This window comes from [Clostridium] ammoniilyticum (assembly GCF_025566905.1).
Classification (GTDB): domain Bacteria; phylum Bacillota_I; class Bacilli_A; order Erysipelotrichales; family Coprobacillaceae; genus Faecalibacillus; species Faecalibacillus intestinalis.
Window position 1 is genome coordinate 417,948 of sequence record NZ_JAOQJR010000001.1, and the last position, 16,016, is coordinate 433,963.

Below are 16,016 nucleotides of genomic sequence, written 5' to 3' on the forward strand. Positions count from 1 at the left end.
AAAAATGTTTGAATTTATTACAGTAAGAGAATTATATGAATTATATATCAATGATAGAGACCAATTAGATGGTATTGAATATGTTGAATTACAAGGATGGATCCGTACAAATAGAAATAGTGGGAAAGTCGGATTTTTAGCTTTAAATGATGGAACATATTTTAAAAATGTACAAGTTGTTTATTTAGATGAAATTATTGATAATTATGAAGAAGCTTCTCATATTTCTACAGGAAGTGCTGTTAAAGTAACTGGTAAATTAAAATTAACACCAGATGGAAAACAACCTTTTGAAATTGAAGCAACACATTTAGTGGTTGAAGGAACTTGTGATGAAGATTTCCCATTACAAAAGAAAAGACATTCTTTTGAATACATGAGAGAAATTCCTCATTTAAGACCAAGAGCAAATACTTTTTATGCAATCTTTAGATTAAGATCTGTTTTATCAATGGCTATTCATGAATTCTTCCAAAACCAAGGATTCGTTTATGTCCATACACCAATCATTACTTCAAATGATGGTGAAGGTGCTGGAGAAATGTTTAGAGCAACAACAATCGATAATACAGAATTTGATAAAGATTTCTTTGGAAAAGAAGCTTATCTTACAGTTACAGGACAATTACATGTTGAAGCTTTTGCTTTAACATATCGTGATGTTTATACATTTGGACCTGCCTTTAGAGCGGAAAATTCAAATACTTCAAGACATGCTAGTGAATTCTGGATGATTGAACCTGAAATTGCTTTTGCTGACTTAGAAGATGATATGGATTTAATTGAAGATATGGTTAAATACTGTATTGATTATGTCTTAGATAATGCACCAGAAGAAATGAAATTCTTTGAAAGCATGATTGATAAAGAATGTATCAAACGTATCAAAGTAGTTAGAGATAGTGATTTTAAACGTATGACTTATACAGAAGCAATCGATTATTTATTAAAAGCAGATGTTAAATTTGAAAATAAAGTAGAATGGGGTATGGATTTAAATTCAGAACACGAACGTTATATCTGTGAAAAAATTGTTGGTGGACCAGTATTTTTAACAGATTACCCTAAAGAAATCAAAGCATTCTATATGCGTTTAAATGATGATGGTAAAACAGTAGCTGCTTGTGATTTACTTGTTCCAGGAATTGGTGAACTTGTTGGTGGATCACAACGTGAAGAAAGATATGATGTCTTAGAAAAAATTATGGATGAAAAAGGAATGGCCAAAGAAGGATTACAATGGTACATGGATCTACGTCGTTTTGGTGGATGTAAACATGCTGGATTTGGTTTAGGATTCGATCGTTTCTTAATGTATTTAACAGGTATGCAAAATATTAGAGATGTTGAACCATTCCCAAGAACTCCAAGAAATTTAAAATTCTAAAAGCCTATTCGTTAGGCTTTTTTTTGTGTATAATATGTGGGAGGTGACACACATGAATGAATATGATTTGATGAATCTCTATTTTAATTTTATTTTTAAAGACGGTAATAAGTCATTTAGGAATGTGTATGCAAGTTACGAACAACTTGGAGAATTTAAAAATTGGTTAACAAAACAAAATATAAAATTTCCATTTGTACATCAAATTCAAAAAAATGAATGTGAGTTACTTTTTAGAAGTAAAAACTTTGAAACCTATGATACGGCTTTTAAAACAAGTTATGCACATGATTTTCATAAATATATAGCAAAGGAAAAAGAAAAATATCAAGTCATTTTATTATCGGGAATCGATCAGCAATTCTTGGAAAATTTTGATAATAGTTATAATCATGATTTGATGCGCGTTTTTTGTATAAAAAAGGCATTGAAAGAAGATATCTCTTTATATGGACCTTTTCATCTGTTTTTAAATGCTCTTTATCAAATAGATCGTTGGCCTGGTGTTTTTATATTTAAAGGAGAGCAAAGTGTTTTTTATCCTGTAAAAAACATAGAGGAAGTAAAAGAATGTTTTAGACTAATAGAAACAAATAAGATTTTTGAAAAGAAATGTCAAACAAATGAAGATCAATATTTTATACAACTAAGTGATCTTCATTTAGGAACAAAGAAAACAGACAATGGACTTATTGTATTACAGGATAGTCTAGATGAACTTTATCATATGCTTCCTCATGATCATCAACTTAAATTTTTGATTACGGGTGATTTAATGAATTCGCCTAATCGTAAAAATATGTATGCAGCCTCTCATTTTATGAATCGTTTAAAAAGGAAATATCATAGTGATGTAACGTTTGTTTTAGGAAATCATGACGTCATTGTTTATGGCTTGAATCTTTTAAAAAAACAAAAGACAAAAGTGGTAGCTTATTTGCTAGGAGAAAATATTAAAGTTTATCCGGATGTTAAAATGATTGTGATCAAAATAGATTCTACTTCCCAAGGAAATCTAGCAAGGGGAATGGTCGGGCAAAGACTTTTACAAGAAATTGAAGATGAGTTATTATCTATTAATCATTTAGAGGATTATACTTTGATTGCTATGATGCATCATCATTTAATGCCACTTAGAAAAGATGATTTTTTGAAAATAAAATGGAATGAAAAACTATTCATGGGGAAAATTGCTGACTCGACAAAAGCCCTTGTGGATGCTCAAGATGTAATGTATTGGTTAGAAAAACATCATGTACGTTATATTTTCCATGGACACAAGCATATTCCTTGTGTTGTAAAAAAAGGAAATACATATATTATGGCAGGAGGTTCTTCTTGTGGAGGAGGTACCAGAGAAAGAAAAAGCAGTTATTTAAGTTATAATTTATTGAAATATAATCGTAAAGATCAAGCGTTTAAGTATTGTTTTGTATTCTATGATGATCTTACAAAACAAGAAAGACATCGTGTAAAAATAAAATTATTTATGGAGGATCAAAATGAAGTTAGTAGATAAGATGAAAGATGAAAATTTAGGACTTGCAATCCTATATAACTTTACAAAAGGGTATGGGCATGTTCCAATGAGTGTTTATGATGTAGTTTTACCATTTCTTTATCATGATGGTTTTAGAAATCATTTATTTGAAGGGGTTGAAGTAGAAGAAGCCCTTACTAAATGTGTTCAAGAGGATGCTTCTTTTATTCAAAATATATTAGATACAATTGAAAAAGATAAAGAAATGACATCAAGAGCATTAGGGATTTGTCTTTTAAATAAATATTTAAGTTTTGAATTTGAAGATAATGAAATGAAAGGAATTTATCATGAAAGCTCTATTTTAGATATTAATGAAGCAATCAATTTAGGAAAATTTTTTTCAGGAAAATCTTATGAAGATATTTTAAATATTTTAAAAAAAAAGAGTTCTAGCGTTGTCTTTTTAGATAGTGTTTGTTTAGGAGATGATGTTGATCTTTCTAAGTTGAATCAATTTGGACAAGTAACGATTTATAAACAAAGTAATCCAGAAGAAGTCATTGAACGTATTAAAGAAGCAGATATCATTATTACGAATAAATGTTTACTTACCGAAGAAGTCTTGCAATATGCTTCTAAAGTAAAACTTATTTGTATTACAGCAACAGGTGTCAATAATGTTGATTTAGATTATTGTCATCGTCGTGGTATTACGGTATGCAATGTGGCAGGGTATTCTTCTTTAAGTGTTGCGCAACATACTTTTGCTTTAGCTTTAGAACTTTTACATAAAAATAGTTATTATTATAATTATGTTCAAAGTGGTCAATATAGTGAAAGTGGTATGTTTAGTCATATTGGACCTCGTTTTTATGAATTACATGAAAAAACATGGGGGATTATTGGTATGGGAAATATTGGACGTACGGTTGCTAAAATTGCTGAAGCTTTTGGTTGCCAAGTTCAGTATTATTCAACAAGTGGAAAAAATACGAAGCAAGATTATCTCTCAGTTGATTTAGAAACATTATTAAAAACAAGTGATATTGTTTCTATTCATTGTCCTTTAAATGAACAAACTAAAGGATTAATTGGTGAAGAATCATTTAAGTTAATGAAAAAAGAAGCGATTTTAATTAATGTAGGACGTGGTGGTATTGTTGATGAAGAAGCACTGGTTGAAGCTTTACAAAATAATGAAATTGCCGGGGCAGGACTCGATGTTTTTGAAAGAGAACCACTTGCAAAAGAAAGTCCTTTACTACAAATTAATGATGCTTCAAAACTTTTAATGACACCTCATATTGCATGGGCAACAGTAGAAGCAAGAAATCGTTTGTTTGATTTAGTCGTTGATAATATTCAAGGTTTTTTTAAGGGTGATTTAAAGAATGTATGTTAATGCATTCTTTTTTTGCATTTTAAAATGAATTATGTTATACTCGAAAAACTTGAGGAGAAAATGAATGAATAAATTTGAAAAATTAGGATTAAGTGAAGAATTATTAAAATCAATCAATGAATTAGGTTTTGAAAAACCAACACCTATTCAAGAAAATATTATCCCTGTTATTTTGGAAGGCTATGATGTCATTGGACAAGCACAAACAGGAACAGGAAAAACTTTGGCGTTTTCAAGTATTTTACTTACAAATTTAAAAGAAAGAAAAAAGAAACCACAAGCGTATATTTTATCACCAACAAGAGAACTTACCATGCAAATTCATGAAGAATTAAAAAAACTTGGAAAATACAGTTCTTTACGTTTTGCTTGTGTTTATGGTGGTAGTGGTATTGAAAAACAAATTAAATCGATTAAAAAAGGTGTTGATATTGTCGTAGGAACACCGGGAAGAATGATGGATTTAATGAGACGTAAAGTACTTCAACTAGATGAAGTTTCTTACGTGGTTTTAGATGAAGCTGATGAAATGTTGAATATGGGATTTGTAGAAGATATTGAAACGATTATTTCTAAGACAAATCCAGAACATACAACGATGTTGTTTTCTGCAACGATGCCAGAAGGTATTAAAAAAATTGCAAAAAATTATATGAAACCAGATTATAAGCATATTCAAGTTAAACAAAAAACAGTGACAGCTAATACAGTTAAACAATATTATTTTGAAGTTAAACAAAAAGACCGTTTTGAAACATTATGTCGTATTATTGATAGTGAAACTGTACAATCAGGAATTATTTTCTGTCGTACTAAAAGAAGCGTTGATGAAGTAACGGAACAAATGCAAAAGGCCAATTATAATGTAGAAGCGATGCATGGTGATTTAAATCAAGATCATCGTATGAGAACTTTAAAGAAATTCAAAGAGGGAACAATTCATTATTTAATTGCAACAGATGTTGCCGCTAGAGGAATTGATGTAGAAAATATTAGTCATGTTATCAACTATGAATTACCTCAAGAAGTAGATCTTTATGTACATCGTATTGGACGTACAGGGCGTGCGAATCGTGAAGGAAAAGCCTATACAATTGTTGTAGGAAAAGAAGAACGCTATTTAAAAGAGATTGAAAGAAAAACAAAATCTCATATTGAAAAATTAGAAGTACCAACATTAACACAAATTCACCAACATAAAGTAACAGAATTAATGTATAAATTAGAAGATATGATTTTACATGGAGAACATAAACCAATGAAAGATTTGGTAAATCAAATTGAAAATCATATGTTAAAAGATGTAACGGCAGCTTTAATAGAATTATCTTTAAATCAAGAAATTGGTTTTCCTTATACAAAAGAAAAACTTGAATCTTCATCAAAACGTAAAAAAGGTGCAAGTGAAGGTTATACACGTTTATTTTTAACGGTAGGATCTATGGATAAAGTAAAGAAAAAAGATATTATTCATTTCTTGGTCTCAAAGGCAAATATTAGAGAAAGTGATATTCAAGGAATTGATATTAAAAGAAAGTTTACGTTTGTAAATATTAATGATAAAGCTGTAAAAAAAGTAATGAGACATTGTCAAAAAGAAAAATTAAATGGACGAAAAGTAGAAATAGAGCAAGCAAATAGCCGTTAGGCTGTTTCTTGTTCTATTTTTTTAAAAAAAATTAAAGGCGATAGAATCAACATAATTAATAAAATTTTATGAAAGCGGTATCAATTTATACTTGAATGTAAGGGCTATCATGTGTATAATTATATTAGTTGATTAATTAGGAGGATTGATTGAAATGAAACAATATGTTTACTCATTCAAAGAAGGAAATAAAGATATGAGAGTCATCCTTGGAGGTAAAGGTGCAAACTTAGCTGAAATGACAAGCATTGGTTTACCTGTTCCACAAGGATTTACTGTATCAACAGAAGCTTGTACTGCTTATTATGAAGATGGAAAACAAATTTCACCTGAAATTTGTGCGCAAATTGATAATAAATTAGCTGAATTAGAAGCTGAAACTGGAAAAAAATTAGGAGATCCAACAAATCCATTGTTAGTATCTGTTCGTTCTGGAGCAAGAGAATCAATGCCAGGTATGATGGATACTGTTTTAAACTTAGGTTTAAATGATGAAGTAGCTACTGGTTTTACTAAAATTACAAATAATGAAAGATTCGTATATGATAGTTATAGAAGATTCATTCAAATGTTCGCAGATGTTGTTATGGGATTCCCAAAAAGCTCATTTGAAAGAAAATTTGATGATATCAAAGAAGAAAAAGGGGTTGAATTTGATACAGATTTAACGGCTGAAGATTTGAAAGAAGTTGTTGCTATTTATAAAGAAGAATACAAAAAACATGCGGGAGTTGAATTCCCACAAGATCCAAAAGTTCAATTAATGGAAGCAATCAAAGCTGTATTCCGTTCATGGAACAATGATCGTGCAATCACTTACAGACGTTTAAATGATATTCCTGGTTCATGGGGAACTGCTGTAAACGTTCAACAAATGGTTTATGGTAATACAGGAGATACTTCTGGTACAGGTGTTGCCTTCACTCGTAACCCTGCAACTGGTGAAAAGAAATTATTCGGTGAATACTTAATGAATGCACAAGGTGAAGACGTTGTTGCTGGTATTCGTACACCACAACCAATTGCGACATTAAATGATGTTATGCCAGAATGTTATGAACAATTCTGTAAAGTATGTGACATTCTAGAAGAACATTATAGAGATATGCAAGATATGGAATTTACTATTGAAAATGGTAAATTATTCATGTTACAAACTCGTAATGGTAAAAGAACTGCACAAGCCGCTTTAAAAATTGCGGTTGATTTAGTAAATGAAGGAATGATTACTAAAGAACAAGCATTATTAAAAGTAGAACCAAGACAATTAGATCAATTATTACATCCAAACTTTGAAGAAACTTCATTGAAATGTGCTCAAGTTGTAGCTACAGGATTAGCTGCTTCTCCAGGTGCTGCAACAGGACGTATTTATTTCACTGCAGAAGATGTTATTGAAGCTCATAAAAATGGTGTTCAAGATATCTTATTAGTTCGTCTTGAAACTTCACCAGAAGATATCGAAGGTATGAATATTGCTCATGGTATCTTAACTATCCGTGGTGGTATGACATCACATGCAGCTGTAGTTGCTCGTGGTATGGGTACATGCTGTGTATGTGGATGCGGAAGCTTAAGAGTTGATGAAGAAGCTAAAGTATTAATGACACCAGATGGTAAAAAATATCATGAAGGTGACTATATGTCATTAGATGGAAGTACAGGTAATGTTTACGGTGAAAGAATTAAAACTGTAGAACCTGAAATCAGTGGTGACTTTGAAACATTTATGTCATGGGCTGATGATGTACGTACATTAAAAGTTAGAACAAATGCTGATACTCCAAGAGATGCTTTACAAGCTCGTAAATTTGGGGCAGAAGGTATTGGTTTATGTAGAACAGAACATATGTTCTTCGAAGAAGAAAGAATTTTCAACTTCAGACGTATGATTACTGCTGAAACAGTAGAAGCAAGAAAAGAAGCGCTAGAAAAAATCTTACCATATCAAAGATCTGACTTTAAAGAATTATTTAAAGCAATGGAAATCTATCCAGTAACAATTCGTTTCTTGGATCCACCTTTACATGAATTCTTACCACATACAGATGAAGAAATCAGACCTTTAGCTGAAAGTTTAGGTATGACATTTGATGCGTTAAAAGCACGTGTTGAATCATTAAAAGAATTCAACCCAATGATGGGTCATCGTGGATGCCGTTTAGCAGTAACTTATCCAGAAATTGCTGAAATGCAAACAAGAGCTGTTATTGAAGCTGCAATTGCTGTTAATAAAGAAGGACAAAACGTTGTTCCAGAAATTATGATTCCATTAGTTGGAGATATTAAAGAATTAAAATATGTTAAAGATGTCGTATGTAAAACTGCTGATGCAATTATCGAAGAAGCAGGTGTTGAATTACCATATAAAGTTGGTACAATGATTGAAATTCCTCGTGCTGCATTAACTGCAGATGAAATCGCAAAAGAAGCTGAATTCTTCTCATTTGGTACAAATGACTTAACTCAAATGACTTATGGATTCTCTCGTGATGATGCAGCTAAATTCTTAAATGAATATTATACTAAGAACATCTTTGAATCTGATCCATTTGCTCACATTGATGAAAATGGTGTTGGACAATTAATGCAAATTGCTATTAATAAAGCTAAACCAGTTCGTCCAGATATTAAATTAGGTATCTGTGGTGAACATGGTGGAGATCCTAGAACTGTTGAATTCTGTCATAGAATTGGTTTAACTTATGTTTCATGTTCTCCATACCGTGTACCATTAGCACGTTTAGCTGCTGCTCAAGCTGCTGTTAAAGAAAAAATGGGTAAATAGTTTATAAGGAGGGTAGTGAAAACTACTCTCTTTTTATTTGTGTGAAATTCAATTATTGAAGTTCTCTTTTTTTAGTGAAATAATAAAAATTAGGAGATGATAAAATGACGTATGAAGAAATGATAGAAGATGAAACTTTTATTGAGGAAATGCAAACACGTATCATGTCTGATCAAGAAATGGATACTATGTATATTCCTGATGTTGAATATATGAATATTGATGGAATCAGTCGTATTTTACAAATATTAGTACCTCGTAAAAGGGTAATGGAAAATGAAAAATATCCACTAATTGTCTATGTTCAAGGGTCTGCTTGGCATAAACAAAATGTTTATCAACATGTAGGACAACTTAATTATTTATGTAAACAAGGTTTTGTTGTAGCTATTGTACAATATCGTGAAAGTGATTTAGCGCCTTTTCCAGCACAAATAGAGGATACCAAAACAGCAATTCGTTTTTTAAGAAAACATCATGATGAATATTTTATTGATGAACAAAATGTTTTTTTATTTGGTGATTCATCAGGTGGACATGTAGCTTTAGTAAGTGGACTTACAAGTAAATTACCATTATTTAACGGTAATTTATATTCTGAATATTCTAATGAAGTACGTGCTATTATTGATTTTTATGGTGTGGTTGATATTACGATGGAAGATGGTTTCCCAACAACAGAAAATCATCAACAACCCGATAGTCCAGAAGGATATTTAATTGGAAGAAAAAATGTTTTAGAACATTTAGATATCGCTCGCCAAACAAGTCCAATGACATATTTAGATGGTGATATTCCACCTATTTTAATTGCTCATGGAACAAAGGATCGTTTAGTTGCGTTTAAACAAAGTGTTAAACTTTATAAGGCTTTAAAAGATAAAAATAAAGAAGTTATTTTTTATCGTATGAAAGGGGCAGATCATGGTGGACCTATGTTTTTTTGTGAAGAAATGCTTGATGAAGTAATTAAATTTATAAAAAAGAGCGTAGCTCATGATTAATAAATAGGAATATGGTAAAACATTAGTACAAAATGAAGCGTTAAGTGTAACTTTTTTCTTTTGATAAAAGAGAATCAATTGTAATGCCTGCTGGGTTACCACATGCAGTCTATGGAAAAGAACAATTTAAAATGTTATTAGTTGTTGTCTTTTAATGATTGCTATGATGAAATATCATCATAGCTTTTTTTTATGTTAAGATTGGTCTATAATAATTATAAAGGTGAGTATTATGGAAAAAATAATGTTGAATTTAAATAGTTTGGCAACGATGTTATGTACATGTGATTTATATGCGTATGATGAAGCTGCTTTAACAAATGACGAATGGTTGGAAGTCGAAAAAAATTTAAAAGTTCATGGGTTAAATGGTCCAAGCAGTCTTTTTGGGTTAAATAGTGATGAATTAATGGACATATTAGATATTTCTGAATATAGTGCATATAAAATTGTGCGACGAATGAAATCGATACAGTTTTTTTTAAAAAAATTGCATGAATATGAACAACAAGGAATTCGTATTATTACTAAATATGATGAAGAGTATCCTCAAAATCTAATCAAGAAAATGAAAAAGAGTGCACCCCTTTGCTTATTTATTGCAGGAACATTACCGGTGAAATTTGAAGGCATTTCTATTACGGGATTGCAAACAGTTTCTAAAAAAGAAAAAGGATATGTTAAACGACTTGTTGATAAGATCAATAATGAAGATAAATGGTTGATTTCTAATGATTGTAAAGGAATTGATCAAGAAGCCTTTCATTATGGATTGCATCATCATAGTCAAATAATTTGCTTTGTTTGTGAAAATATGCTAAATAAAATACAAGAATATAAAAAGAGTATTAGAATGGGGAAGGTTGTTTTTTTAAGTGCTGTCGATCCTGCTAAAAGATTTACTGTTACTCATGCTATTGATAGAAATAGTTATGTATGTGCTTTGTCAATGTTTCAAATTGTTGTTTCAAGTAAAATAAATAGTGGTGCTACTTGGTTTACAATCATGCATAATATGCATCATAATTGGACTGTTTCATTGGTTCTTGATAATGATTGTTTTGGAAATCAAAGACTACTAGAAATGAAAACAGTACCAATTTATATAAAAAATATTGTTTCAGATACAAGTTTTGAGATGATTTATGAACTTAATAAAAAAGAAAATATAGAAGAAGTTAATATTGATCAAATGTCAATATTTGAATTTATAGGAGATACGAATGAATCAAGAATATAAAATATATAAAATTACATACTTTTTGATGGCTGTGAATGTTATTACATATCTGTATACTTCGTTAAAATATGGTTTATCAATGTCTGCTATGCAAGGGATACAAGTTGGAGGTTTTAATCCTTTGTATGTTTATTACTATCATGAATATTACCGGTTGATTACAGCTAATTTTATTCATTTTGGTTTAATGCATATTTTTTGTAATGTTTATTCTTTATATAATTTAGGAATGTTAATGGAAAAAATATTAAAAGAGAAAAAATATATTATCGTTATTGTAGTTTCGATGATTTCGACAACATTATTTTCTTATTTGTTATTTTTATTATTTAATATTGGTACAAATAGTGTGATGGGTGGTATTTCCGGTGTTATTTTTGGACTTATTGGTTCGCTTTTAGCACTATCTGTTTTATATGGTGATGTGTATAGCTATTTGTTTAAACAAATTGTTTCTAGTGTTGTATTGATGCTTTTTATTTCGGTGGCTGTTCCTTCAATTTCTTTAGTGGGTCATTTGGGCGGAATGATTGGTGGATTTGCTGCAACGTTTGTTTTAGAAAAGATAGATTCAAAAAAAGAAAGAATAATAAATTAGGGGGATATAATGAATTTACAAGAAAAATACAATGAATATAAACAAAGGCAAGAGGCCAAAAAGTTTTTTAATCAAAATAATGATTATCATTTATCAATAAGTGATTATATAAAAATGTTTGTTGTTGGTACAGTAATTGCTATTTTTTCAACAATTGCTTTTGATTTTATTAGTTTACAAATAGGGTGGAGCTTTTCATATTTTGATATTTTAACAGGTTATTTTACAGGTTTTATTGTTTTAAAAATAGCACGTTATGGAAGCGAAAAAGTTGGGATCATTTCAGTGATATGCTATCTACTTGGAACGCTGTTTACACCGATATTGACATATTATGCTTTTTGGGGTCAATCTCTTACTTTGGTGATAGCTATTCAATTAGCGATAGGACAGTTTAGCAATCTTTTTTCTTTAGTTTTTATAGCTATTGGAGCAATGACAGCGTATATAACAAGTAAAAATTAGTAGGACTATAAGGTCCTATTTTTTATTTTTGATAGAAATAGTAAGCGAATTCATGAATTCGTGTAGTCAAAATGTTTGGAAAGTAGTATAATAATAGAAGCAAAAGGAGGAATTTTTTAATTATGGCTAAGAAATATTTGTCAATGGATGGGAACCAAGCTGCTGCTCATGTTGCATATGCATTTTCTGAAGTAGCAAGTATCTATCCAATCACACCTTCATCTCCAATGGCTGAACATGCTGAAGCATGGGCTGCAAATGGAATGAAGAATATCTTTGGGTCTCCTGTGAATGTTATTGAAATGCAATCAGAAGCAGGTGCTGCAGGTGCAGTTCATGGGGCTTTACAAGGTGGTGCTCTAGCAACTACATTTACTGCATCTCAAGGATTGTTATTAATGATCCCAAACCTTTATAAAATTGTTGGTGAAAATTTACCAGGTGTATTCCATGTTGCTGCACGTGCTTTAGCAACTCGTTCACTTAATATCTTTGGGGATCATCAAGACGTGTATGCTTGTCGTCAAACAGGTATTCCAATGATTTGTTCACACTCAGTACAAGAAGTAATGGATTTAGGAGGAGTTGCTCACTTAACAGCAATTAAAGGGTCTGTTCCAGTAATGCACTTCTTTGATGGATTTAGAACATCTCATGAAATTCAAAAAGTAGAAGTTATGGATTATGATGTATTAGAAAGCTTATTAGATAAAGAAGCTTTAGCTAAATTTAAAGCAAATGCATTAAATCCTCATACAAACCCAATTGAACGTGGGGGAGCTGAAAACGATGATATCTACTTCCAAGGTAGAGAAGCTCAAAATAAACATATCGATGCAGTTGTAGAAATCGCTGCTGATTACATGAAAAAAATCTCAGAAGTAACAGGTAGAGAATATGCACCATTTACTTATTATGGTGATCCAAATGCTGATAGAGTTATTATCGCTATGGGTTCTGTTACTGAAACAATTAAAGATACAATTGATGAAATGGCTAAATCTGGAGAAAAAGTTGGTTTAGTTAAAGTTCATTTATATCGTCCATTCTCAGCAAAATACTTATTAAAAGTATTACCTGCTTCAGCTAAGAAAATTGCGGTATTAGATCGTACAAAAGAACCAGGATCTGCTGGTGAACCATTATACTTAGATGTATGCAGTGTTGTAAAAGATGCGGATGTTTTAATTGGTGGACGTTATGGTATGGGTTCTAAAGATACAAACCCTGCTCAAATTAAAGCTGTTTATGATCATTTGAATTCTGATAATCCATTCAATAGTTTTACTATTGGTATTGTTGATGATGTTACTCATTTATCATTACCAACTGAAGAATTTAATGTAACAGGTGACTATACAGAATGTCTATTCTATGGTTTAGGATCAGATGGTACTGTATCAGCTAATAAATCATCTATTAAAATTATTGGTGATCATACAGATTTATATTCTCAAGCTTACTTTGCTTATGATAGTAAAAAAGCAGGTGGAACAACTCGTTCTAACTTAAGATTTGGGGCTTCACCAATTCGTGCTACATATTATGTAAATAATGCAGACTTTATCTCATGCTCATTAGATAATTATGTATTAAAATATGATATGTTGAAAAACTTAAAGAAAAATGGTTCATTCTTATTAAATACAGAATTCTCTAAAGAAGAAGTTGCTGACTATTTACCAAATAGAGTGAAAAAACAATTAGCTACAAAGAATGCTAAATTCTATATTATTAATGCTAATAAGATTGCTATGGAAATTGGGATGGGACGTCGTACAAATACTATTTTACAATCTGCATTCTTTGCATTAAACCAACAAATTTTACCAATTGATAAAGCTGTTGAATATATGAAAGAAATGGCTAAAAAATCTTATAGTAAAAAAGGTGATGCCATTGTTCAATTAAACTACAAAGCAATTGATGCTGGTAAAGATGCAATTGAAGAAGTAACAGTTGATCCAAAATGGGCTGATTTAGAAATCCAAGAAACTAAGAAATTAACAGGTGATGATCATTTTGATAATTTCGTTTCTGTAATCAACGCATTAGATGGTAATGATTTACCAGTTTCAGCATTCATGGATAAATTAGATGGTTCTATGAAATCTGGAATGGCTTATATGGAAAAACGTGGAATTGCGACTATGGTCCCTCAATGGAATAAAGATGACTGTATCCAATGTAATAACTGTGTTATGGTTTGTCCTCATGCTACAATTCGTGCGTTCTTAATGACTGATGAAGAAATCGCTAATGCACCAGAAGATATCTCTAATGATGTTTTAAAACCTATGGGTAAAGGTGTTGACGGATTATCTTATAGAATTCAAGTTTCACCAGATAACTGTGTTGGATGCGGTTTATGTGTTGAACAATGTTTAGGAAATAAAAAAGGTGAAGCTTTAAAAATGGTTAATGTTCATGAAGAATTAGAACATGCTCCATTAGCTGATTATATCTATAAAGAAGTAGAATATCGTGATGATAAATATCCTACAACTACTGTAAAAGGTGTTGGATTCAAGAGACCATACTTTGAAGTATCTGGTGCTTGTCCAGGATGTGGAGAAACTCCATATTATAGATTAGCAACTCAATTATTTGGATCAGATATGATGATTGCAAATGCTACAGGATGTAGTTCAATTTATTCTGGGTCTACACCATCTACACCATTTACAACTGATAAAAATGGTCAAGGTCCAGCATGGTGTAACTCATTATTTGAAGATAATGCTGAATTTGGTTATGGTATGAAATTAGCTCAAAACTATAATGAAGCTCATATGATTCAAGTAATGGAAGAAGCTAAAGATGCTTGTGAACCTGAATTAAAAGAAACTATTGAAAAATACTTATCTGTAAAAGGACAAAGAAGCGAAGAAAAAGCAATTGTTCCAGAATTATTAAAATTAGTTGAAGCATCTTCAAATGATGCGATTAAAGAAGTTTTAGATAATAAAGGTAACTTAGTTTCTAAATCTCAATGGATTGTTGGTGGAGATGGATGGGCTTATGACATCGGTTATGGTGGATTAGATCATGTTATCGCTAATAATGAAAATGTTAATATTTTAGTATTGGATACTGAAGTATATTCAAATACAGGTGGACAATCTTCTAAATCATCTCAAGCTGGTTCAATCGCTAAATTTACTGCTGGTGGTAAAACAGGAGCTAAGAAAGATTTAGCGCAAATCGCTATGGCTTATGGTCATGTTTATGTTGCACAAATTGCTATGGGTGCAAATCCTGCACAAACAATTAAAGCAATGAAAGAAGCTGAAAGCTATGATGGACCATCATTAATTATTGCTTATGCTCCATGTCAAGCACATGGTATTAAAGGTGGTTTAGCAAATCATCAAGCAGAACAAAAACGTGCAATTGATTGTGGATATTTCAACTTATTAAGATATGATCCAAGATTAGAAGAACAAGGAAAGAATCCATTACAATTAGATTCTAAGACTCCAAACTTTGATGGATTTAAAGATTACTTATTAGGTGAAAACAGATTCTCACAATTATTAAAAGTAAATCCAGAACATGCAGAACAATTAATGGCTAAATGTCAAGCTGATGCACAAAAACGTCGTGCTCGTCTAGAAAAAATGGCTCAATAATTAAAATGAAATCCATTTGGTTAATTCCAAATGGATTTTTTTGTAGTTATTAAATATAAAATAATCGATTTTTAAAAGTAATAAATTCATTCTTTAGTATCTAAAACACTCTATAAACACCAAATCATAAAAAAGCGCCAAAAAAGACCAATGGAAAAAACATTGATATAAAGGCAGAAAAAGAGGAAAAGAGAGAAAAAAATAAAAAAAGAACAAGAAAAAGCTTTACAAAAGGGAGAGAGGATGGTAATATAAATGAGCACTCGACGAGAGAGTTAAGTGAGAGGACATTGAAAACTGAACAGGAAAGAATAAAACACAACGTCAATTAAGTTTAAGAAATAAAAAAGAGCTAAACAGACCAAAGTT

10 protein-coding genes are annotated in these 16,016 nt (G+C 30.8%); all 10 read left to right on the forward strand.

The window, feature by feature from the left end:
* Window positions 1–4 precede the first annotated feature (4 nt).
* The 10 genes from asnS (at window position 5) to nifJ (ending at window position 15,647) form a co-directional block, all read left to right on the forward strand.
* Window positions 5–1,387 carry an asparagine--tRNA ligase gene (gene asnS / locus OCV55_RS02125; protein ID WP_147579662.1) on the forward strand — a complete coding sequence of 461 codons (1,383 nt, stop codon included), beginning with the start codon at window positions 5–7 and terminating at the stop codon, window positions 1,385–1,387.
* A 52-nt stretch (window positions 1,388–1,439) separates the two neighbouring features.
* Entirely contained in the window at window positions 1,440–2,906 is a 1,467-nt protein-coding gene (locus tag OCV55_RS02130) for a metallophosphoesterase family protein (RefSeq protein ID WP_256186762.1), read from the forward strand.
* Window positions 2,890–4,272, forward strand: a complete 1,383-nt coding sequence (locus OCV55_RS02140) for a D-2-hydroxyacid dehydrogenase (RefSeq protein ID WP_147579664.1) — start codon at window positions 2,890–2,892, stop codon at window positions 4,270–4,272. The genes OCV55_RS02130 and OCV55_RS02140 overlap by 17 nt, the downstream gene beginning before the upstream one ends.
* Window positions 4,273–4,336: 64 nt before the next feature.
* A complete protein-coding gene (locus tag OCV55_RS02145) occupies window positions 4,337–5,920 on the forward strand; it encodes a DEAD/DEAH box helicase (protein ID WP_147579665.1) in 1,584 nt (527 codons plus the stop codon).
* Window positions 5,921–6,074: 154 nt separating this feature from the next.
* Window positions 6,075–8,708 (forward strand): pyruvate, phosphate dikinase, encoded by a 2,634-nt coding sequence (ppdK, locus tag OCV55_RS02150; RefSeq protein WP_022000896.1) that lies wholly within the window; start codon window positions 6,075–6,077, stop codon window positions 8,706–8,708.
* A gap of 104 nt (window positions 8,709–8,812) precedes the next feature.
* Window positions 8,813–9,712, forward strand: a complete 900-nt coding sequence (locus tag OCV55_RS02155; protein WP_147579666.1) for an alpha/beta hydrolase — start codon at window positions 8,813–8,815, stop codon at window positions 9,710–9,712.
* A 232-nt stretch (window positions 9,713–9,944) separates the two neighbouring features.
* Window positions 9,945–10,952, forward strand: coding sequence for a DNA-processing protein DprA (locus OCV55_RS02160; protein ID WP_032090304.1), 1,008 nt, complete (start codon window positions 9,945–9,947; stop codon window positions 10,950–10,952).
* Window positions 10,936–11,550, forward strand: a complete 615-nt coding sequence (locus tag OCV55_RS02165) for a rhomboid family intramembrane serine protease (protein WP_147579667.1) — start codon at window positions 10,936–10,938, stop codon at window positions 11,548–11,550. Before OCV55_RS02160 ends, OCV55_RS02165 begins: the two co-directional genes overlap by 17 nt.
* A gap of 9 nt (window positions 11,551–11,559) precedes the next feature.
* Complete coding sequence (locus OCV55_RS02170) at window positions 11,560–12,015, forward strand: MFS transporter (protein WP_147579668.1); 456 nt, start codon at window positions 11,560–11,562, stop codon at window positions 12,013–12,015.
* Between the two features lie 122 nt (window positions 12,016–12,137).
* Window positions 12,138–15,647, forward strand: coding sequence for a pyruvate:ferredoxin (flavodoxin) oxidoreductase (gene nifJ / locus OCV55_RS02175; RefSeq protein ID WP_147579669.1), 3,510 nt, complete (start codon window positions 12,138–12,140; stop codon window positions 15,645–15,647).
* The last annotated feature ends 369 nt before the right edge of the window (window positions 15,648–16,016 follow it).